This is a genomic window from Pseudorhodoferax sp. Leaf274 (assembly GCF_001422445.1).
Taxonomy (GTDB): domain Bacteria; phylum Pseudomonadota; class Gammaproteobacteria; order Burkholderiales; family Burkholderiaceae_C; genus Pseudorhodoferax.
Genome location: NZ_LMNA01000029.1, coordinates 112,664 through 132,226, shown reverse-complemented (window position 1 = coordinate 132,226; position 19,563 = coordinate 112,664). Strand labels below are relative to the sequence as shown.

General features: G+C 73.1%; 13 protein-coding genes. 8 read left to right on the top strand and 5 right to left on the bottom strand.

Features of this window, described 5'->3' with window-relative positions; genetic code table 11:
* Positions 1 to 44: 44 nt before the first annotated feature.
* Genes ASF44_RS25995 through ASF44_RS25985 form a run of 3 tightly spaced genes read left to right on the top strand, consistent with a single transcriptional unit; the run spans position 45 to position 3,210 of the window.
* Positions 45 to 704: a response regulator transcription factor gene (locus ASF44_RS25995; RefSeq protein WP_056902177.1), complete on the top strand. Its 660-nt coding sequence runs from the start codon at positions 45 to 47 to the stop codon at positions 702 to 704.
* Positions 701 to 2,020: an ATP-binding protein gene (locus ASF44_RS25990; protein WP_056902176.1), complete on the top strand. Its 1,320-nt coding sequence runs from the start codon at positions 701 to 703 to the stop codon at positions 2,018 to 2,020. The genes ASF44_RS25995 and ASF44_RS25990 overlap by 4 nt, the downstream gene beginning before the upstream one ends.
* Positions 2,017 to 3,210 (top strand): CaiB/BaiF CoA-transferase family protein, encoded by a 1,194-nt coding sequence (locus ASF44_RS25985; protein WP_056902175.1) that lies wholly within the window; start codon positions 2,017 to 2,019, stop codon positions 3,208 to 3,210. Before ASF44_RS25990 ends, ASF44_RS25985 begins: the two co-directional genes overlap by 4 nt.
* Positions 3,211 to 3,298: 88 nt before the next feature.
* Here ASF44_RS25985 and ASF44_RS25980 read toward each other — a convergent pair whose 3' ends face one another.
* The 5 genes from ASF44_RS25980 to ASF44_RS25960 form a co-directional block, all read right to left on the bottom strand.
* Positions 3,299 to 5,620 carry an ATP-binding protein gene (locus ASF44_RS25980; protein WP_056902174.1) on the bottom strand — a complete coding sequence of 774 codons (2,322 nt, stop codon included), beginning with the start codon at positions 5,618 to 5,620 and terminating at the stop codon, positions 3,299 to 3,301.
* Complete coding sequence (locus ASF44_RS33180) at positions 5,617 to 7,923, bottom strand: ATP-binding protein (protein WP_056902173.1); 2,307 nt, start codon at positions 7,921 to 7,923, stop codon at positions 5,617 to 5,619. Before ASF44_RS33180 ends, ASF44_RS25980 begins: the two co-directional genes overlap by 4 nt.
* Before the next feature lie 235 nt (positions 7,924 to 8,158).
* On the bottom strand, positions 8,159 to 10,603 hold the full coding sequence (locus tag ASF44_RS25970) for an ATP-binding protein (protein WP_156374708.1): 2,445 nt from the start codon (positions 10,601 to 10,603) through the stop codon (positions 8,159 to 8,161).
* Positions 10,600 to 12,957: an ATP-binding protein gene (locus ASF44_RS25965; protein WP_056902171.1), complete on the bottom strand. Its 2,358-nt coding sequence runs from the start codon at positions 12,955 to 12,957 to the stop codon at positions 10,600 to 10,602. Before ASF44_RS25965 ends, ASF44_RS25970 begins: the two co-directional genes overlap by 4 nt.
* Positions 12,958 to 13,036: 79 nt before the next feature.
* Positions 13,037 to 15,268, bottom strand: a complete 2,232-nt coding sequence (locus ASF44_RS25960; RefSeq protein ID WP_056902170.1) for an EAL domain-containing protein — start codon at positions 15,266 to 15,268, stop codon at positions 13,037 to 13,039.
* 193 nt (positions 15,269 to 15,461) lie between these two features.
* Between ASF44_RS25960 and ASF44_RS25955 the strand changes: the two genes are divergently transcribed.
* The 5 genes from ASF44_RS25955 (at position 15,462) to ASF44_RS25935 (ending at position 19,546) form a co-directional block, all read left to right on the top strand.
* On the top strand, positions 15,462 to 16,967 hold the full coding sequence (locus ASF44_RS25955; protein ID WP_056902328.1) for a Do family serine endopeptidase: 1,506 nt from the start codon (positions 15,462 to 15,464) through the stop codon (positions 16,965 to 16,967).
* Between the two features lie 143 nt (positions 16,968 to 17,110).
* Positions 17,111 to 17,398 (top strand): hypothetical protein, encoded by a 288-nt coding sequence (locus ASF44_RS25950; protein WP_056902169.1) that lies wholly within the window; start codon positions 17,111 to 17,113, stop codon positions 17,396 to 17,398.
* A 36-nt stretch (positions 17,399 to 17,434) separates the two neighbouring features.
* Positions 17,435 to 17,764, top strand: a complete 330-nt coding sequence (locus ASF44_RS25945) for a thioredoxin family protein (RefSeq protein WP_056902168.1) — start codon at positions 17,435 to 17,437, stop codon at positions 17,762 to 17,764.
* Between the two features lie 62 nt (positions 17,765 to 17,826).
* Positions 17,827 to 18,765, top strand: a complete 939-nt coding sequence (locus tag ASF44_RS25940) for a YcjF family protein (RefSeq protein WP_056902167.1) — start codon at positions 17,827 to 17,829, stop codon at positions 18,763 to 18,765.
* Positions 18,766 to 18,799: 34 nt separating this feature from the next.
* Complete coding sequence (locus ASF44_RS25935) at positions 18,800 to 19,546, top strand: AraC family transcriptional regulator (RefSeq protein WP_056902166.1); 747 nt, start codon at positions 18,800 to 18,802, stop codon at positions 19,544 to 19,546.
* Positions 19,547 to 19,563 lie beyond the last annotated feature (17 nt).

Below are 19,563 nucleotides of genomic sequence, written 5' to 3'. Positions count from 1 at the left end.
CGCGCCGGCCCCGTCGGGATAATCGCCGCCAACGAGGACACCGCATGCGATTGCTTCTGGTCGAGGACGACACCATGATCGGCGAGACCGTGCTCGACCTGCTGCGGGCCGAGCACTTCGCCGTGGACTGGGTGCGCGACGGCGAGATGGCCGACACCGCGCTGCAGGCCGAGCGCTACGACCTCGTGCTGCTCGACCTGGGCCTGCCCCGACGCGACGGCCTGGAGGTGCTGCGCGCGCTGCGGGCGCGCCAGGAGACGGTGCCGGTGCTGATCCTGACCGCGCGCGACGCCGTGGCCGAGCGCGTGGCCGGCCTGAATGCCGGTGCCGACGACTACGTGCTCAAGCCCTACGACCTGGACGAGCTGCTGGCCCGCATCCACGCGCTGATCCGCCGCGCCCACGGCCGTGCCGACCCCGTGGTGCGCTACCAGGACGTGGCGCTCAACCCGGCCACGCGCGAGGCCAGCAAGGGCGGCGAGCCCGTGGTGCTGTCGGCGCGCGAATGGGCCGTGCTCGAGACGCTGATGGCCCGGCCCGGCGTGGTGTTCTCGCGCGCGCAGCTGGAAGAGAAGCTCTACGGCTGGAAGGACGACATCAGCTCCAACGCCATCGAGGTCTACATCCACGGCCTGCGCAAGAAGCTCGGGCCCGGCCTGATCCAGAACGTGCGGGGGCTGGGCTACCTGATGCCCAAGGCATGAACGCTTCCCGTCACTCCCTCAGGAGCCGGCTGCTCGGCTACGTCATGACCGTCATCGTGCTGGCGGCGGCGGTGCTCGCCGGCACCGCCTGGCGCAGCGCGCTGCGCCAGGCCGACGAGATGTTCGACTACCACCTGCAGCAGATGGCGCATGCGCTGCGCGGCGGCCTGCCGCTGGCACCGCCCACGCGCGACGCGGACGGCAGCGACGAGTACCTCGTGCAGATCTGGGGCGCCGACGGCGTGCAGCTGTTCCGCTCCGTGCCCACGCCGCTGCCGCCGCGCGCCGTGCTGGGCTTCTCCGACGCGCGGCTGGACGGCGTGCACTACCGCGTCTACACGGTGCAGACGCGCTTCCAAACCATCCAGATCGCCCAGGACCTGGACGCGCGCCAGGCCCGGGCCCGCGCGCTGGCCCTGCGCGCCACGCTGCCGATGGCGCTGATGGCACCCGTGCTGATGCTGCTGGTGTGGTGGGGCATCAGCCGCTCGCTGGCGCCGCTCGCCCGCACCCAGGCCGAGGTGGCCGTGCGCGCGGCCGACGACCTGTCTGCGCTGCAGGGCACCGGCCTGCCGGACGAGGTGCGCCCGCTGGTGGACGAGATCAACGCGCTGTTCCGCCGGCTCGACCAGGCGTTCGCCGCGCAGCGCGCCTTCGTGGCCAACGCCGCGCACGAACTGCGCTCGCCGCTGGCCGCGCTCAAGCTGCAGGCCCAGGCCGTGGAACGGGCCGCCGACGCCCCCGCACGCGGCGTGGCGCTGGCCCGGCTGCAGCAGGGCATCGACCGCGCGATCCGGCTCATGCAGCAACTGCTGCTGCTCGCGCGCCAGGAAGCCGCGGTGCAGGACAGCGGCCCGCTGCCGCCGCTGGCGCTGGCGCCGCTCGCCCGCCAGGCCCTGGCCGAGGCGCTGCCGCAGGCCCAGGCACGCGGCATCGACCTGGGCCTGGAGATCGAGGGCGACGAAGCCGCCCTGGCGCCGGTGCGCGGCGACGCCGACGCGCTGGCCATCCTGCTGCGCAACCTGCTGGACAACGCCATCAAGTACGGCGCCGCGGACGGCCGCATCGACCTGGTGGTGGCGCCATGGCAGCTGGCCGTGCACGACGACGGCCCGGGCATCGCCCCCGAGGAACGCGCCCGCGTGTTCGAACGCTTCTACCGCAGCCCCGGCGCCCCGGCCGGCGGCAGCGGGCTGGGCCTGACCATCGCGCACGCCATCGCCGAGCGCCACGGTGCGACACTGCAGCTCGCCCCATCCGCGCGGCTGGGCGGCCTGGCCGCCGCCGTGCGCTTCGCCCCCGACCCCGCGCCATGAACACCCCCTGCCCCGCACCGCTGCCCTATGCCGGCATCCGCATCGTCGAATTCACCCACATGGTCATGGGCCCGACCTGCGGCATGCTGCTGGGCGACCTGGGCGCCGAGGTCATCAAGGTCGAGCCGCTGGAAGGCGACAACACGCGCCGGCTGCTCGGCGCGGGCGCCGGCTTCTTCCCGGCCTTCAACCGCAACAAGAAGAGCATCGCGCTCGACCTGAAGCAGCCCGAAGGCCGCGAGGCCGCGCTGCGGCTGGTGGCCACGGCCGACATCGTGAGCGAGAACTTCAAGCCCGGCACCATGGCCAGGCTGGGACTGGACCACGCCAGCGTCAAGAAACTCAACCCGCGCGTGGTCTACGTGAGCCATAAGGGCTTCCTGCCCGGCCCCTACGAGCAGCGCACGGCACTGGACGAGGTGGTGCAGATGATGGGCGGCCTGGCCTACATGACGGGCCGCGCCGGCGACCCGCTGCGCGCGGGCACCAGCGTCAACGACATCATGGGCGGCATGTTCGGCGCCATCGGTGCCATGGCCGCGCTGCGCCAGCGCGAGCAGACCGGCCAGGGCTGCGAGGTGCAGGCCGCGCTGTTCGAGAACAACGTGTTCCTGGTGATGCAGCACATGATGCAGTTCGCCGCCACGGGCCGCGCCGCGGACCCCATGCCCAGCCGCATCTCGGCCTGGGCCGTGTACGACGTGTTCACGGTCAGGGATGGCGAGCAGATCTTCCTGGCCGCCGTCAGCGACAGGCAGTGGGCCGTGTTCTGCCAGGCCTTCGGCCTGCATGAACTGCTGGCCGATCCGCGGCTCAAGACCAACAACGACCGCGTGCTGGCGCGCGGCTGGCTGCTGCCCAGGCTGCGCACGCACCTGGCCGGGCACAGCGCCGCCGAGCTGGCGGCCGTGTTCGAGGCCAACGAACTGCCGTTCGCGCCCATCGCCCGGCCGCAGGACCTGTTCGACGACCCGCACCTGAACGAGAGCGGCGGTTTCGGCGCGGTGCGCATGAACGACGGCCGGATGTCCAAGGTGCCGCTGCTGCCCTTCACGCTGGACGGGCAGCGGCCCGGCATCCGGCTGCAGCCGCCGGCCACCGGCGAGCACGGCGATGCGCTGCTGCGCGAGCTGGGCTACGGCGAGGCGGAGATCGCCGACCTGCGGGCCCGCCAGGTCACGGGCGGCTGACCCGCCCCGGCGCAGTCGGGCGCCGGCCGACGCACGTGCCAGCCGGCGCCGGCACGCCGCCCGCGCGGCGGTGCGGGGGCCATGACGATCACCAGGGTTCCCTCGCGCCGTCGCGCGCGCTGCGCGGGCCCGGCGCGTGGTCCGGCAGGCGCAGTTCGAAACAGCTGCCCTGCCCCTCGGTGCTGTGCACCGTCAGCCCGCCGCCGAGCAGCCTGGCCACCGCATTGGCGGCGATGTACAGGCCCAGCCCTGCACCATGCGGCCCGCCCTGCGCGCCCTGGCCGGCCGCGAAGGGGTCGAACAGCTGCGCGATGCGCCCGGCCGCGATGCCCTTGCCGTCATCGGCCACGCGCAGCCAGGCCTGGCCGTCCTCGCCGCGGCCACCCGTGATGCGCACGCAGCCGTGGTCGCGCCCGTCAAAGCCGTGCAGCACCGCGTTGTGCACCAGCTGGCCCAGCGTCTGGCCCAGCGCGCCGGGGTAGCTGTCCAGCAGCAGGCCGGTGGCCGGCACGTCCACCTCGATGGTGTAGGGCGTGCCGGCCAGGCCCGGGCGCAGGCTGGCGGCCATGTCGCGCACCACGTCGTGCAGCTCGAAGCGCCGGCGCTGCGCGCTGGTCTGGTCCACCGCCACCTGCTTGAAGTTCTGCACCAAATCGGCCGCGCGGCGCAGGCTGCGCTCGGCGATCTCCGCACCCTCCTCCAGGCCGGCGAGGAAAGCCGCCAGGTCGGCCCGGCGCAGGCCCGCCCGGCTGGCCTCCTGGAAGCGCTCGAGCACCGCTGCCAGGCTGCCGATGGCCAGCAGGCCGTTGCCCAGCGGCGTCTGCAGTTCGTGCGCGATGCCGGCCACCAGCGCACCCAGCGCCGCCATCTTCTCGGCCTGCACGAGCTCGGCCTGGGCCAGGCGCAGTTGCTCGGCGCTGCGCGCCAGCGCCTCGTTCGACGTGGCCAGCGCATGGCTGCGCTGCGCCACCCGGGCCTCGAGCTGCTGGTTCAGTTCGCGCAGCGCATCTTCGGCCTCGCGCAAGGCGCTGAGGTCCATCGAGGCCCAGATCACCTCGCGGTCGCTGCCGGGCACGGGGTGCGGGCCGAACATCAGCGTCTGCACGATGCGGCCATCGCGCCTGCGCAGCGGCAGTTCGGTGCGGGCCGGCCCGGCCGCGACCAGCCCGGCGAGCTCCTCTTCGCTCGGCGGCTTCAGGAGCATGTCCAGCTCCAGCACGCTGCGTCCCACCGCCTCCTCGCGCGTGAAGCCGAAATCGCGGCACCACGCATCGTTCACGGCCAGCAGCCGCATGGCCGTGCGGGCGTCGGCCACGCCCATGGCCAGGGGCGCGGCGTTGAAGATGCTCTGCCAGCGCAGCTCGCGCTCGTGCAGCGCCACGGCCATGGTCTGCAGCTCCTGCGCCAGCTGGTTGAACTCGACGACGTTGCTGCGCCGCGCCGCCGGCAGCGGCAGTTCGCCGGCCATGGCCTGGCGCGCACGCTCGACGGTGGCCTGCAGCGGCTGCGCCATGCGCTGCGACCACAGCGCCGCGATCAGCGCGCCGGCCAACAGGCTGGCCGCCAGCGCAACGCAGTTGAAGAGCAACAGCCGGCGTACCTGCAGGTTGTCCAGCCCCGAAGGCGCGCGGCCGACGATGCGCCAGCCCAGCGCGGGCGCCTCGGCCACGGCGGCGCGCCAGTCGCGGCCCTGCCAATGCAGCTGGCCAGGCAGGTGCGGCGCGGCCGCCGCCAGCCGCTCGCGCAGGTCCGGCCGGCCCTCGTCGCCCTGGCCGCTGGCGTCGACGACGACCTCGCCGCTGCGGTCGACCACCCACATGGGCGCGGCGTCCGTGGCCGCCGCCAGCGCCACCGTGCGCACCAGCGCGCCGGCCGGCATCTCGGCCACGAGCACGTGGCCGTGCGTGTCGCGCCAGGCCGCGGCCACGGTGGGCAGGCCGGTGATGGGCGAGAGATGCCCGCTGTCCCAGGCCACGCCGGTCCCGGAGGCCAGGGCCGCCCACAGCGGGCTGCGCGACAGGTCGCTGCCGATCGACGCATGGCGCCGGCCGCGCTGGTCGTACGGCAGGCCCAGCACCTGCAGCCGCCCGTCCGGCCCGAGGCGGTACAGCGCCACCGCCACCTGGGCCGTGTCGATGGTGGCGTCCAGCAAGGCCTCGGCCCGGCTGGCGGGCAACTGGTCGAGCAGCTGCGCAGACTGCTCGAGCCGGCCCTGCAGCGTCTGCAGCAGCAGCGCCAGGCGTTCGGACATGCCGTCCACCTCGCGCTGCAGCACCGCACCGGCCTGGCGTTCGATCTCGGGGATGCGGTAGAGCAGCAGCGCCGCGGCGGCCAGCGCGAAGCTGGCCAGCATGGCGACCAGCAGCAGCGCGGTCAGGTGGTCGGCCAGCCGCCAGGCACGGGGTTTCATGCGAGGGGCTCCAGCGGCTGCGGCACCGACAGCGGCGCCTCGCTGGGGATGCGCAGCACGAAGCAGCTGCCCTGCCCGGGCGCGCTCTGCACCGTGAGCGTGCCGCCCAGCACGTTGACCACCGCGTTGTAGCTGATGTGCAGGCCCAGGCCGGTGCCGCCGCGGCCCATGCGGGTGGTCATGAAGGGCTCGAAGATGCGGTCGATGTGCTCGGGCGCGATGCCCTTGCCGTCGTCCTGCACGTGCAGCCAGACCGTGGCGTCGTCGGTGCCCCGGCCGGCGGCGATCCGCACCGTGCCGTGCGCGCGCCCGTCGAAGCCGTGCAGCACGGCGTTCTGGATCAGGTTGCCGATGGTCTGGCCCAGCGCGCCGGGATAGCTGTCCAGCAGCAGGCCGGTCTCGGGCACGTCGACCTCGATGCGGTAGGGCGTGCGGTGGAAGCTCGGGCGCAGGCTCACCACCATCTCGTGCACCACCTCGCCCAGTTCGAAGCGCCGGCGCTGCGAGCTGGTCTGGTCCACCGCCACCTGCTTGAAGCTCTGCACCAGGTCGGCCGCGCGGCGCAGGTTGCGCTGCGCGATGTCCACGCCCTGGGCCACGGCCTCGGTCAGCTGCTGCAGGTCGGCGCGCCGCAGGCCGGCCTGCGCCAGGCCGCGGAAATGCCGCACCGCGTCGCCCAGCGCGCTGGCCGCCATCACGCCGTTGCCCAGCGGGGTGTTGAGTTCATGCGCCACGCCCGCGACCAGCGCGCCGAGGGCGGCCATCTTCTCCGAATGCACGAGGCCGTCCTGCACCAGGCGCAGCTGTTGCACCTGGCGTGCCAGCTGCGTGTTGGCATCGGCCAGCGCCTGGGTGCGCCGGTCCACGCGCTGCTCCAGCTGCTGGTTGAGTTCGCGCAGCTCGCGCTCGACCGAGCGCAGCGCGCCCATGTCCACGCTGGCCCAGACCAGCCAGTGCGCGTGCGGCAGGCGCACGCGCCGGCAGGACGAGCGCATGGGCAGCGCCTGGCCGTCCTTGCGCAGCATCTGGAACTCCAGCGTCGTGCTGTCGCCGCGCAGCTGCTCCAGCATCCAGGCGCGCTGCCCGGGCGGGAACAGGCCGATCTCGGTCTCGGTGCGGCCCAGCACGTCCTCGCGCCGGTGGCCCAGCACGCGGCACCAGGCCTCGTTCACATTGAGCGCGCGGCCGTCGTCGTCCGCGTCGGTCACGGCCATCGGCACCGGCAGCGCGTTGAAGATGGCGCGGAACTTCTGCTGGCGCTCCTGCAGCGCCGCGGCCAGGCCTTCCAGGTCGCTGGAGATGGCATTGAACTCGGCGACGCTGCCGCGCGGCCAGGCGCCGCCCCCGGCCTGGCCCGCCGTCGTCTGTGCCGCGCGCGCCAGGATCTCGTGCAGCGACCGTCCCATGCGGCGTGCCCAGGCGGCGGCGATCAGCAGGCCCAGCGCCAGGCAGGCGCCGAACACGGCGACGCCATAGGGCAGCAGCTCGCGCACGGCCGGGTGGTCCCAGCCGGCCGGCGCGCGGCCGATGAAGAACCAGCCCAGCCGCTCGGACTCGGCCGCCGCCGCCCACAGCTGCTGCGTGCCGATGGCGAACCCGCCCGGCACCGCCTGGCCGGCGCGCATGGCCTGCAGCACCGGCATGGCACCGGGCGGCAGCTGTGCCCAGTCGCGGCCCTGCTCGGTGTCGGCGAGGATGGTGCCGGCGTGGTCCACCACCCAGACCTCCGCCGTGCCATGCCCGGCCACGGCCTGCAGCACCTCGTGCAGCAAGGCCAGCGGCAGCTCGCCGATCAGCACCATGCCGTCGGACCGGCGGTAGGCCAGGCCCACGCTGGCCGCGCCGGAAGGCAGGGCCGTGGGATCGCCGCTCCACGCGGTGTTGCGCCCGCCGCGCACCGCGGCGAAGAGCGCATTGGCCGCCAGGCTGCGCCCCGGAGCGACCATCGCCGTGCCGCCCGCCTCGCCCACGGCCCGCACCACGCCCTGGGCCGACAGCAGGTACAGCGCCTGGAAATCCTGGCCCGGCCCGACCTGGGCCTGCAGCACCGCCTCGTCGCCCGAGGCCTCGCCACCGAGCACGCCGGCCAGCAGCGCGAGCCGCGCCTGGCGTGCGCCCAGCAGCAGCTCGATGCGCGCCGCCACGTCGCGCGTCTGCTGGCGCAGCTGGCGTTGGCTATCGCGCTCGAACTGCGGCAGCCGCCACAACAGGCCCGACACCACCACGATGGCCAAGGCCAGCGCCATGGTGGCCAGCAGCAGCGCCGACAGGTGGGTGCGCAGCCGCCAGGCCCGGACCGTCATTGGGCTGCCGTCCGGTGCGCGCGCCCGGCACGAGCGACTGCATGCCGGCCAGCGCCTGCAGTGCGGTGCGCAGCAGCCAGGCGCCGATGGCCTGGCCGCTGGCCAACGCCAGCTGCGGCTGGTCGAGCAGGAACAGCTGCCCGCCGTCGAAGGCCTGCCGCAGTCCCCCTGCGGGCCTGCGGCCCACCGTAGCGCCAGGTAGTGAAGAGGCGCCCCGCGGGCCGCCGGGCATGCATCATGCGCCGGCGCTCCCGGCGCCACGGTGCCGGGCGGGCGCCATCGCCCTGCCTGGCCCGGCCGCCCCCATCCCATGCGCCTGAGCCTGCGCCTCGCCCGCACCTTCCCCGCCGGCCCCCGCAGCGGCGGCCACCACGGGCGCCACCGCGGGCAGGCACACCTCGAACACGGCACCCTGGCCCTCGGTGCTCTGCACCGTGAGCGTGCCGCCCAGCAACTCGGCCACGGCGTTGCGGCTGATGTGCAGGCCCAGCCCGGTGCCGCCGCGGCCCATGCGGGTCGTCATGAAGGGCTCGAACACGCGCGCCAGGTGCGCGGGCGCGATGCCGCGCCCGTCGTCGGCCACGCGCAGCCGGATCGCCCCGTCGTCGCCGCGGCCTGCCGTGATGCGCACGGTGCCGTGGTCGCGTCCGTCGAAGCCATGCAGCACCGCGTTCTGGATCAGGTTGCCCAGCACCTGGCCCAGCGCACCGGGGTAGCTGTCCAGCCGCAGGCCTTCGGCCTGCACGTCCACCTCGATCCGCCAGGGCTGGCGCGCAAAGCTGGGCTTGAGGCTCACCACCATCTCGTGCACCACCTCGGCGAGCTCGAAGCTGCGGCGCTGCGCGCTGGTGCGGTCCACCGCCACCTGCTTGAAGCTGTGCACGAGATCGGCGGCGCGGCGCAGGTTGCGCCCGGCGATGTCGCAGCCCTGCTCCACGCTGTCGAGCACCTGCTGCAGGTCGCTGCGCCGGATGCCCGCTCGCATGCCGGCCTGGAAGCGCCCCACCGCGTCGGCCATGGCGCTGACCGCCATCACGCCATTGCCCAGCGGCGTGTGCAGCTCGTGCGCCACGCCGGCCACCAGGCTGCCCAGCGCGGCCATCTTCTCGGTGCGCACCAGTTCCTCCTGGGCCGCACCCAGCTGCGCCACGGTGCTGGCCAGCTCGGCGTTGGAGGCGGCCAGCGCCTCGGTGCGCTGCGCCACGCGCGCACCGAGCTGCTGGTTGAGCTCGCGCAGCTGCTGCTCGACCCGGCGCAGCGGCCCGATGTCCACCGCCGCCCAGAGCACCAGATCCTGCGTCGCCAGCTCCACGCGCTGCGCGAACACCTGCACCTGGATCGGCGTGCCGTCGCCGCACAGCAGCACCGCCTCGTCCTGCATGCGCAGCGCCCGCAGGCGGGACTGCAGGGCCTTGCCCTGCGCCATCGACACCATGCCGATGTCCACGCCGGTGCGCCCCAGCACCTGCGCGCGCTGGTAGCGGAACGCGCGGCACCAGGCCTCGTTCACGTCGAGCAGGGCGTAGCCGCGGCGCGCATCGGTCACGCTCATCGGCACCGGGGCCGCGTTGAAGATCGCGAGGAACTTCTGCTCGCGTTCCATCAGCGCGTTGGCCATGGCCTCCAGGTCGCGGGAGAGCTGGTTGAACTCGGCGACCGGACCGCGCGGCCAGGCCCGGTCGCCGGCTTCGCCGCGGGTGGCGCGGGCCGCCCGGTCCAGGATGCTCTGCAGGGGCCGTGTCAGCCGGTGCGCCCAGAACGGCGCCACCACCAGGCCGACCAGCAGGCAGGTGGCAAAGCTGGCGGCCGGGTAGATGACGAGGCGCTGCACGCGCGGGTTGGCCCAGCCCTGCGGCGCGTGGCCTACCAGGTACCAGTCGAGCGCGTCGGAATGCGCGATGGCCGCATGCCGCGTCTGGCCGCGGTGCCCGAACGCCACCACCCCCGTGCCGCCGACCGGCTGCGCCTGCATGAGCGGCCAGTCGCGGATGTTCAGCCGGCCCTGCTCGCGCCCGCCATCGGTGTCGGCGATCACGTCGCCGTGGCGGTCCACGATCCAGACCGACGCGCCCCTGCGCCCTGCCGCCACCCGCACGGCGCCCAGCAGGGTCTCGGAGGAGACCTCCGCGATCAGCACCCGGCCGTCCTCGCCGCGCACCGCCAGGCCGACGGCGCCCAGGCCCGTCAGCACGGACGCATAGCGGCCGCTCCAGACCGCACCGGCGCGTTGCGACGCCTCCTGGAACAGGCTGCTGGACGAAAGGTCTCGGCCGACCAGGCCGCGGCGGCGCGGCTGCCATTCGTCCAGCAGCCCGGCGGCCTGCACCACACCGCTGCGCGAGAGTTGGTAGACCGCATCGAAGCGCAGACCGGCGCGCAGCCCCTCGTCCAGCAGCGCGTTGGCGGCGCCGGGCCCGGCCCCGTCGAGCAGCGCGGCCAGCAGTTCGAGCCGGTCCTGCGCGGTGCCGAGCAGCAGCTCCAGCCGGCCGGCCAGCTGCTCCACCTCGGTCTGCAGGTCGGCCTGGGTGTCGCGCTCGGCCCCGGGCAGCCGCGCGACCACGATGGCGCTGCCCACCAAAGCGATGGTCAGCAGCATGGTGACGACGAGCAGCGCCGACAGGTGGGTGCGCAGGCGCCAAGTGCGCGGCGCCTGCTCGCGCTGCGGCATCGGCGCCGTCACAGCGCGGCCTCGGGTTCGGTCGCGGTGCGCGGCGCCACGGGCGGCAGCCGCATCTCGAACGCGGCGCCGTGGCCCGGCGTGCTGTCCACGGCCAGCGTGCCACCCAGCAGCTGGACCACGGCGTTGTAGCTGATGTGCAGCCCCAGCCCCGTGCCGCCCTGGCCCATCTTGGTGGTCATGAAGGGGTCGAAGATGCGGCCGATAACGGTGTCCGGGATGCCGACGCCGTCGTCCTGCACGCGCAGCCAGATGCGGCGATCGGTCGCATCGCCCCCCTCGCTCCCGTCCCCTGCGTCACCACCGCCCTCGCGCCCGGCCGTGATGCGCACCGTGCCGTGGTCGCGGCCGTCGAAGCCGTGGCGCACGGCGTTCTGGATCAGGTTGGCCAGGGCCTGGCCCAGCGCACCGGGATAGCTGTCCAGCCGCAAGCCGTGCTCCGGCACCTCCACCACGATGCGGTAGGCCGTGCGTGCGAAGCTGGGCCGCAGGCTCACCACCAGCTCGTGCACCACCTCCGCCAGCTCGAATCGGCGCCGCTGCGAACTGGTCTGGTCCACCGCCACCCGCTTGAAGCTGTGCACCAGGTCGGCCGCGCGGCGCAGGTTGCGGCCGGCGATGTCGCAGCCCTGCGCCAGGCCGTCGACCCAGTGCTGCAGATCGGCGCGGCGCAGGCCGGCCTGCAGCGTGGCGCGCAGGCGCCGCGTCTCGTCGGCCATCGCGCTGACGGCCATGACGCCATTGCCCAGCGGGGTGTTGAGCTCGTGCGCCACGCCGGCCACCAGGGCGCCCAGCGCGGCCATCTTCTCGGTCTGCACCAGCCCGGCCTGGGCCGAGCGCAGCTGCGCCAGCGTGCCGGACAGCTCCTCGTTGGCCATGGCCAGCGCATCGGCACGCTGGGCCACGCGCACCTCCAGGTCGTGGTTGAGCGCGCGCAGCTCCCGCTCGACCGCGCGCAGTGGCCCGATGTCGATGCTGCCCCACACCACCAGGCGCTGGTCCTTGAAATCCAGCAGGCGGCCGAAGGACTGGTAGAGCCTGGCCTCGCCGTTCTTGCAGATGATCTCGACCTCGCCGGCGAAGCTGCCGTCCTCCAGCGTCTGCAGCAGGTCTTCGTGGTGCTGCACCGAACTCCACATGCCCAACTCCAGCGAGTTGAGGCCGATCGCCTCGGCGCGGGTGTAGCCGGTCTCCTCGCACCAGGCGCTGTTGACGTCCAGGAAGCAGTGGGCCTCGTCCATGTCCGTCACCGCCATCGGCACCGGCGCCAGGTTGAACAGGGCCTGCAGCTTGTGCTCGCGTTCCTGCACGGCCTGGCCCATGGCCTCCAGGTCGCCGGCCAGGCGGTTGAACTCGGCCACCGGCCCACGTGGCCAGGGGCTGCCGCCCCCGCGGCCGGCCGTGTTCAGCGCGGCCCGCGCGACGATGCGCTGCAGCGGCCGCACCAGCCTGCTGGCCCAGAACGGCGCGAGCAGCAGGCCGATCAACAGGCAACCCACGACGCCGACGCAGACGTACAGCGCCAGGCGCCGGACCTCTGGATGGCCCCAGCCGCGCGCCATGCCGCCGATGACGTACCAGCCCAGCGTCGGTGCCGGTGCCAGGGCCGCCTGCATGCGCTGCCGTTCGAATGTGAAGTGCTCAGGCACGTGCCGGCCCTGCAACGCGGCCTGCAGCAGCGGCCAGTCGTGCAGCGCGAGCCGGCCCGTGGTGCTGCCACCGGTGTCGGCCACCACCTCGCCGCTGCGGTCCACCAGCCAGAGCATCGGCGCGTGTGCGCTGGCGACCGAGCGCAGCTCGTCCAGCAGCGCCGCCGTGGGCACCTCGCCGACCAGCACGCGGCCGCTGCTGTCGCGGTGCGCCACGCCCACCACGGGCGCGCCAGACAGCGCCGACACCAGCCGACCGCTCCATGCCGTGGGCCGTGCGGCGTCGACGGCCTGGAACAGGGCATGGGCCGACAGGTCGCTGCCCAGGAAATCCCGGCCCTGCCCGCCAGCCTGCGGCGCCAGCGCCAGCGCTTCGACCCGCCCACGCGGCGACACCAGGTAGACGGCGCGAAACAGCCTGTCGCCACGCAGGCTGGAGGCCAGCATGGCGCCGGCCTGCGCCGGCGTGCGGCCGCGCAGGTGGCTGGCCATGAGTTCCAGCCGCGACTGGCGCGCGCCCAGCAGCAGTTCCAGCCGGTCGGCCACGTCCTGCGCCTCGTTGCGCAAGACCTGCAGGCTCTCGCGTTCGATCTGCGGCACGCGCCAGAACAGCATGGCGATGTTGACCACCGTGAAGGTCAACCCCATGGTCGTGAGCAGCAGCGCGAACAGGTGCGCGCGCAGCTTCCAGACCCGCCCGGATTTCATCGCGTCGGCGCGGGGCGGCTGCCAGCGGCCGACGCGGCCCGTCTGCCCCTGCCCCGGCCTGCGCGCAGGCTCCGGTGCCTCATGCACCGCCTTGCCGCTGGACCAGCCAGGCCGCGAAGTCGTCCAGCGGCATGGGCTTGCCGTACAAGTAGCCCTGCACCTCGTCGCAGCCGAGGTGGCGCAGCGCCTGCGCCTGCGATTCGGTCTCCACGCCCTCGGCCAGCACCTGCATGCCGAGCCGGTGGCCCAGCGGCACGATCATCTCGGCGATGCGGGCCGTGCCGTCGGCCGCATCCAGCGCGGTCACGAAGGCGCGGTCGATCTTGAGCCGGTCGGCCGGCAGGCGGTCCAGGTAGGACAGCGAGGAAAAGCCGGTGCCGAAGTCGTCGATGGCGACCGCGATGCCGCGCGCCTTGATCTGCTGCAGCAGGGCCGACACGCGTTCCATGCCCATCACGGCGACCGATTCGGTGATCTCCAGCTCCAGGCTGTCGGGGGGCAGCGCGGCATCGCGCAGCGCGGCATCGACCTCGGCCAGGAACTGCGGCTGCGCGAACTGCAGCGGCGACACATTGACCGCCATGCGCAGATCGCCCTGCTCCTGGCGCAGGTGCACCAGCGCGCGCAGCGCCGTGCGCAGCACCCAGTGGCCGATGGGCACGATCAGGCCGGACTGCTCGGCCACCGGAATGAACGCGGCCGGCGGGACGAAGCGGCCGTCCTCGGTGCGCCAGCGCACGAGTGCCTCGGCGCCGACCGCGCGGCCGCTGGCCAGCGACAGCTGCGGCTGGTAGACGACGAACAGGTTCTCGCGGTCGAAGGCCTGCTGCAGCCCGTGCAGCAGGCGGGTGCGCTCGCGCGCGGCGATGCCGACCTCGGCCGTGTAGGTATGGGCATGGCCCTGGCCCGCGCTCTTGGACTGCTTGAGCGCGATCAGCGCGTTCTTGAACAGCTCCTGGCCGCTGCAGCCGGCGCCGGACTCGCTGGGCGCCAGGCCCATGGAGAAGGACACGGGCCGGGCGACGCCTTCGATCTCGTAAGGCGGCTCCAGCAAGGCGGCGAGCCGAGCCGGCTCCAGCGCCGCGTGCGCGCCCCAGATGCCGAAGGTGTCGCCGGCCACGCGCGCCAGCAGGCAACGCTGCGGCAGGCCCTGCACCAGGCGCCGCGCGATCGCCGCCAGCAGCAGGTCGCCGTAGGCGTAGCCGAACATGTCGTTGGTCTCGGCGAAGCGGTCGATGTCCAGCAGCGCCAGCACCTGCCCCGCGCCGCGGCCCGCGTCGGCCTCGTGGTCGATGTGCTGCAGCAGCGCCATGCGGTTGGGCAGGTCCAGCAGCCGGTCCTTGAACGCGTACTCGCGCAGCCGCACCAGCAGGTCGATGTTGGAGGCCGACAGCGCGATGTTGGCGCAGAACACGTTGAGCAGCCGCACGTCCACGTCGCGCAGCGGCTTGCCGGCCCGCACGAAGGCGGCGAAGTCGTTGCCGTCGCGACCGGCGAAGAACAGCGTCAGGTGGTGCGGCTCCAGCAGGTTGCGCCGCTCGGCCAGCGCGCGGCCCAGGCTGTCTGCGACCACGTTGTCGCCGATGTCGGCGATGTCGCGGTCCATCAGCGCGGCGAAGGCGCCGGCTGCGGCGATGACGGTGCACCGCGTGGCCAGGCCGCCGTCCGGCGTGGGGCGCGACGCGCAGACCAGCCCCTCGGGCAGCACGCCGATCAGGCTGGCGATCTGCGTGATCACGCCCTCGGCGAAGGTGCGCAGGCCCTGCTCGGCCAGGAACTGGTTGCTGGCCTCGATGATCTTCTCCAGCCCGCGGCGGCTGGCGTCCAGCCGCAGCAACTGGTCGTACGAACGGATCGCGGCCGTCAGCGCCGTGTACAGCTTGACGCGCGTGAGTTCGCTCTTGGTCTTGTAGTCGTTGATGTCGTAGCGCCGGATGGTGTCGATCTCCGGCGCGTGGCCGGGCTGGCCGGTGCGCAGCACGATGCGCACATGGGCCAGGCCCAGTTCGCCGCGGATGCGGTCCACCGTCGCCAGGCCGGCTTCCTCGCTCTCCATCACCACGTCGAGCAGGATGACGGCGATGTCGCGCTCGTGACGCAGCATTGCCACCGCCTCCACGCCCGAATAGGCGTGCAGCAGCTCCAGCGGCCGGCCCTCGATCTCCATGCCGCGCAGGCCGAAGGCCGTGCTCTCGTGCACGTCGGCGTCGTCGTCGACCACCAGGATGCGCCACGGGGTGGCGTCTCCAGGCGGTGCCGGCGCGGGCCCGTCCCCATCCTCCACGAACTCGAGTAATTCTTGATCGTTCATGTCATGCCCTGCATCGGTGCACAGGCGTACTGTGTTTGCAACAAAGTGCGCGATTGCACCAGGGCAATCGGCATGCGTCAGCTGTCAGTTGTGCCAGTAAGCATTGGAAACGGTGCGTGACCGGTTTAAGACTGGTCTAAGGCTGGCTCTTCATCATTTCGGACATCCGCAACACACCCCAAGGATGGACGCCATGAACCCGAGATTCAGCCAGTTTTCCGTGAAAAATTCCCGCCTCGTGCTGGCGCTGCTGGCAGCCGGGGCCATCGGCGGCGCTGGCGTGGGCCTCGTGCGCACCGAGATCGCCCATGCCGCGCCAACACCAATAGTTACAACTGCAACACCTGTAGCTGTTGCTTTGCCGGACTTCTCGCAGATCACGCGGCAATACGGGCCGGCGGTGGTCAACATCAGCGTGACCGGCACCGCCGACGAGGCGGACCAGGAGCGCGCCGCCCAGCGCGACGATCCGTTCGGCAACGACCCGTTCTTCGAGTTCTTCCGCCGCTTCCAGCAGCCCGGTCAGGGCCAGGGCCAGCGCCAGGGCCGCGGCCCCCGCGAAGAGGCGCCCCTGGTGCGCGGCCAGGGCTCGGGCTTCATCGTCAGCGCCGACGGCACCATCCTGACCAATGCGCACGTGGTGAAGGGCGCCAAGGAGGTCACGGTCAAGCTGACCGACCGGCGCGAGTACCAGGCCAAGGTGCTGGGCGCCGATCCGCGCACCGACGTGGCGGTGCTCAAGATCGATGCCAAGAACCTGCCGGTGGTCAAGATCGGCTCGCCCGCCGACCTGCAGCCCGGCGAATGGGTGCTGGCCATCGGCTCGCCGTTCGGCTTCGAGAACACGGTGACGGCCGGCGTGGTCAGCGCCAAGGGCCGCTCGCTGCCCAGCGACAGCGCGGTCTCGTTCATCCAGACCGACGTGCCCGTGAACCCCGGCAACTCGGGCGGCCCGCTGTTCAACACGCGCGGCGAGGTGGTAGGCATCAACTCGCAGATCTACAGCCGCACGGGCGGCTACCAGGGCGTGTCGTTCGCGATCCCGATCGACCTGGTGGGCCGCATCCAGCAGCAGATCGTGCAGCACGGCAAGGTCGAGCATGCGCGCCTGGGCGTGTCCATCCAGGAGGTCAACCAGACCCTGGCCGATTCCTTCAAGCTCGACAAGCCCGAGGGCGCGCTGGTGGCCAGCGTGGAGAAGGGCGGCCCGGCTGAGAAGGCCGGCCTGCAGGCGGGCGACGTGATCCGCGCCATCGACGGCAAGGCCATCGTGGCCTCGGGCGACCTGCCGGCGGCGATCGGCCTGTCCGCGCCCGGCGAGACGGTCAAGCTCGATGTGTGGCGCAAGGGCAGTGCGCAGGAGATCCGCGCCAAGCTGGGCGGCGCCAAGGACCAGGCCGTGGCCGCGGCCACGCCGGATGCCGCGGCGCAGGGACGGCTGGGCCTGGCGCTGCGTGCGCTGCAGCCGCAGGAACGCCAGGCGGCGGGCGTGGCCGAGGGCGGTCTGGTGGTCGAACAGGTGGGCGGTGCCGCGGCCCGCGCGGGGGTCGAGGCCGGCGACGTGCTGCTGGCCATCAACGGCACACCCGTCGGCAGCACCGAGCAGGCGCGCGCCGCGGTGGCCCGGGCCGACAAGTCGGTGGCGCTGCTGATCCAGCGCGGCGAGGACAAGATCTTCGTGCCGGTGCGCCTGGGCTGAACCGCGGCGCATGGACCCCGGGCGCTGTAGGCCTGCGACTACAGTGGCCAGCGCCCCACCGCCGCGCGCTGGCGGGACGCCGGCCGGCAGCGGGCCGGCCGGCATGGCGCGAACATGGCGGCACACCGAAACAGGAGATCAACATGGCCGAATCCGACACGCCCCGCCGCCCCGCAGAACCCACGCCGGCCCGCCCCGCGCAGTCCGACAGCATGCTCGAATCGCTGGGCAAGGCCATCACCGACCCGGTGCGCGAGTCCGCCGGCGAGACGGACGACGCGACCCGCGCCGCGCGTGCACGGGCCCAGGTCAAGGCCGACGCCGATGCCGCGCTCGAGGCCGAAGCCGAGGCCGAAGAACTGGCGCAGGAGCGCGCACGCCAGGTCGGCGCCCGCACGCAGGCACCCACCTCGCCCGTGCGGGGCCGCTGAACGCTGAAGCAGAGCCCCTTCCACGGCCCAGCTGCCATGTCCACACCCTACAGCTCCGACGAACCAGGCCGGGCCGACGTCGACGCCATGCGCGGCCCCGTGCTGCTGGAGTTCGGCGACAACTTCTGCGGCTTCTGCCGCGCGGCCGAGCCCGCCATCGCGCGTGCGCTGCAGGACCGGCCCGACGTGCGCCACCTCAAGATCGCCGATGGCCGTGGCCGGCCGCTGGGCCGCTCGTTCGGCGTGAAGCTCTGGCCCACGCTGGTGTTCCTGCAGGACGGCCGCGAAGTCGACCGGCTGGTGCGCCCCATCGATCACCATCCGGTGGCCAAGGCCTTGCACGCATTGGCCGACACCCAGGCTTAAGCTGCGGCCCGCCCCGGCCACCGGGGCCTTCGCATCCAGGTTGAAGCTGCCGAGACCATTCCATGACCGTTGAAGAAACCCGCGCCATCCTGTCGCTGACGCTGATGGCCGCCTTTGTCGATGGCGACAAGCACGAGCGCGAGCGCGCCGAGATCCGCCGCATTGCCGACAGCCTGGCCCAGGCAGATGGCGTGCACCTGCCCACGCTGGTGCAGGACGTGCTCATGAAGCGCGTGCAACTGGACGGCATCGCTGCCGCCCTGCCGGGCGCCGATGCGCGCCAGCTGGCCTACGAGATGGCGGTCTGCGTGTGCGATGCCGACGGCGTGCACTCGCCGGCCGAGTTGCGCTTCCTCGAGCAGGCCAAGGCCGCACTGGCCCTGGCCCCGGCCGCGGCCGATGGCTTCCTTCAGCAGGCCGACGTCGTGGCGGCAGCACCCTTGGCCACCGCCGATGCCCCGCCGGCACCGGCCCGCTCCGCGGTGGACGAGGCTGCGCTCGACAAGACCATCCTGAACGCCGCCATCCTGAACGGCGCGCTCGAGCTGCTGCCCGAGAGCCTGTCGACCATGGCCATCATCCCGCTGCAGATGCGCCTGGTGTTCAACATCGGCAAGGCGCACGGCTACGCGCTGGACAGCGGCCACATCAAGGACTTCCTGGCCACCGTGGGCGTGGGGCTGACCTCGCAATACCTGGAACAGGCCGGCCGCAAGCTGCTGGGCGGCCTGCTCGGCAAGCTCGGCGGCGGGCTGCTGGGCGGCGTCGGCCGCCAGGCCGTCAGTTCCGGCATGAGCTTTGCCACCACCTACGCACTCGGCCATGTGGCCAAGCGCTACTACGCGGGCGGCCGCGTGCTGTCCACACAGTTGCTCAAGGACAGCTACGCCAGCCTCACGCAGCAGGCCCAGGGCCTGCACCAGCAGTACCTGCCGCAGATGCGCGAGCAGGCGCGCACGCTGGACACCGCCAAGATCATGGCGCTGGTGCGCGGCAAGTGACGGCGGGGCCGGCCGCTGCGGTACGCTGCAGGCCATGGTTGCCCTCCCTCCATTCACGCTGAACCTGCGCAGCTACGGCCTGGCTGCCGAAGAGCACCGCCATGCGCATGCGCAGCTGGTGCTGCCGCTGGCCGGCCGGCTGCTGCTGGACATCGGCGGGCGCGAGCGCCTGCTCGGCCAGGGCCAGGCCGCCTTCGTGGAGACCGGCATGCGCCACACCCAGGTGTCCCATGAACACAACCAGGCGCTGATCCTCGACCTCGATGCGCAGCAGGTGCCCATGCCGCTGCTGGACCGGCTGGCCGCGCAGCCCTACCAGGCGATCGCGCCGGCCGCCTGGCGGCTCGTCGACTACATGGGCCTGGTGCTGCAGGGCGGGCCCGCCACCACCGGCCAGCTGCAGCACTGGGTGCCCTTGCTGCTGGACCAGCTGGCCCAGCAGGCGCCGCGCGCGGTGTCGCGGCTCGGCGCCCTGCTGGCCCGGGTGCAGGCCGAGCCCGGTGCGCCATGGACGGCGCAGCGCATGGCGCAGGAGGCGCACCTGAGCACGAGCCGCCTGCATGCGCTGTTCCGCAGCGAGCTCGGCCGCACGCCGGCCGCCTGGCTGCAGCAGCTGCGGCTGGAACGCGTGCGCGCATGGCTGGTCACCACCAACCGCCCCATCGCCGAACTGGCGCTGGCGGCCGGCTATGCCGACCAGAACGCACTGACGCGCGCCATGCGGCGCGCCACCGGCAGCACGCCGGCCGCGGTCCGGCGCGCAGCGCGAGGCCGGGCCTAAAACGCGGCAGTCCTGGC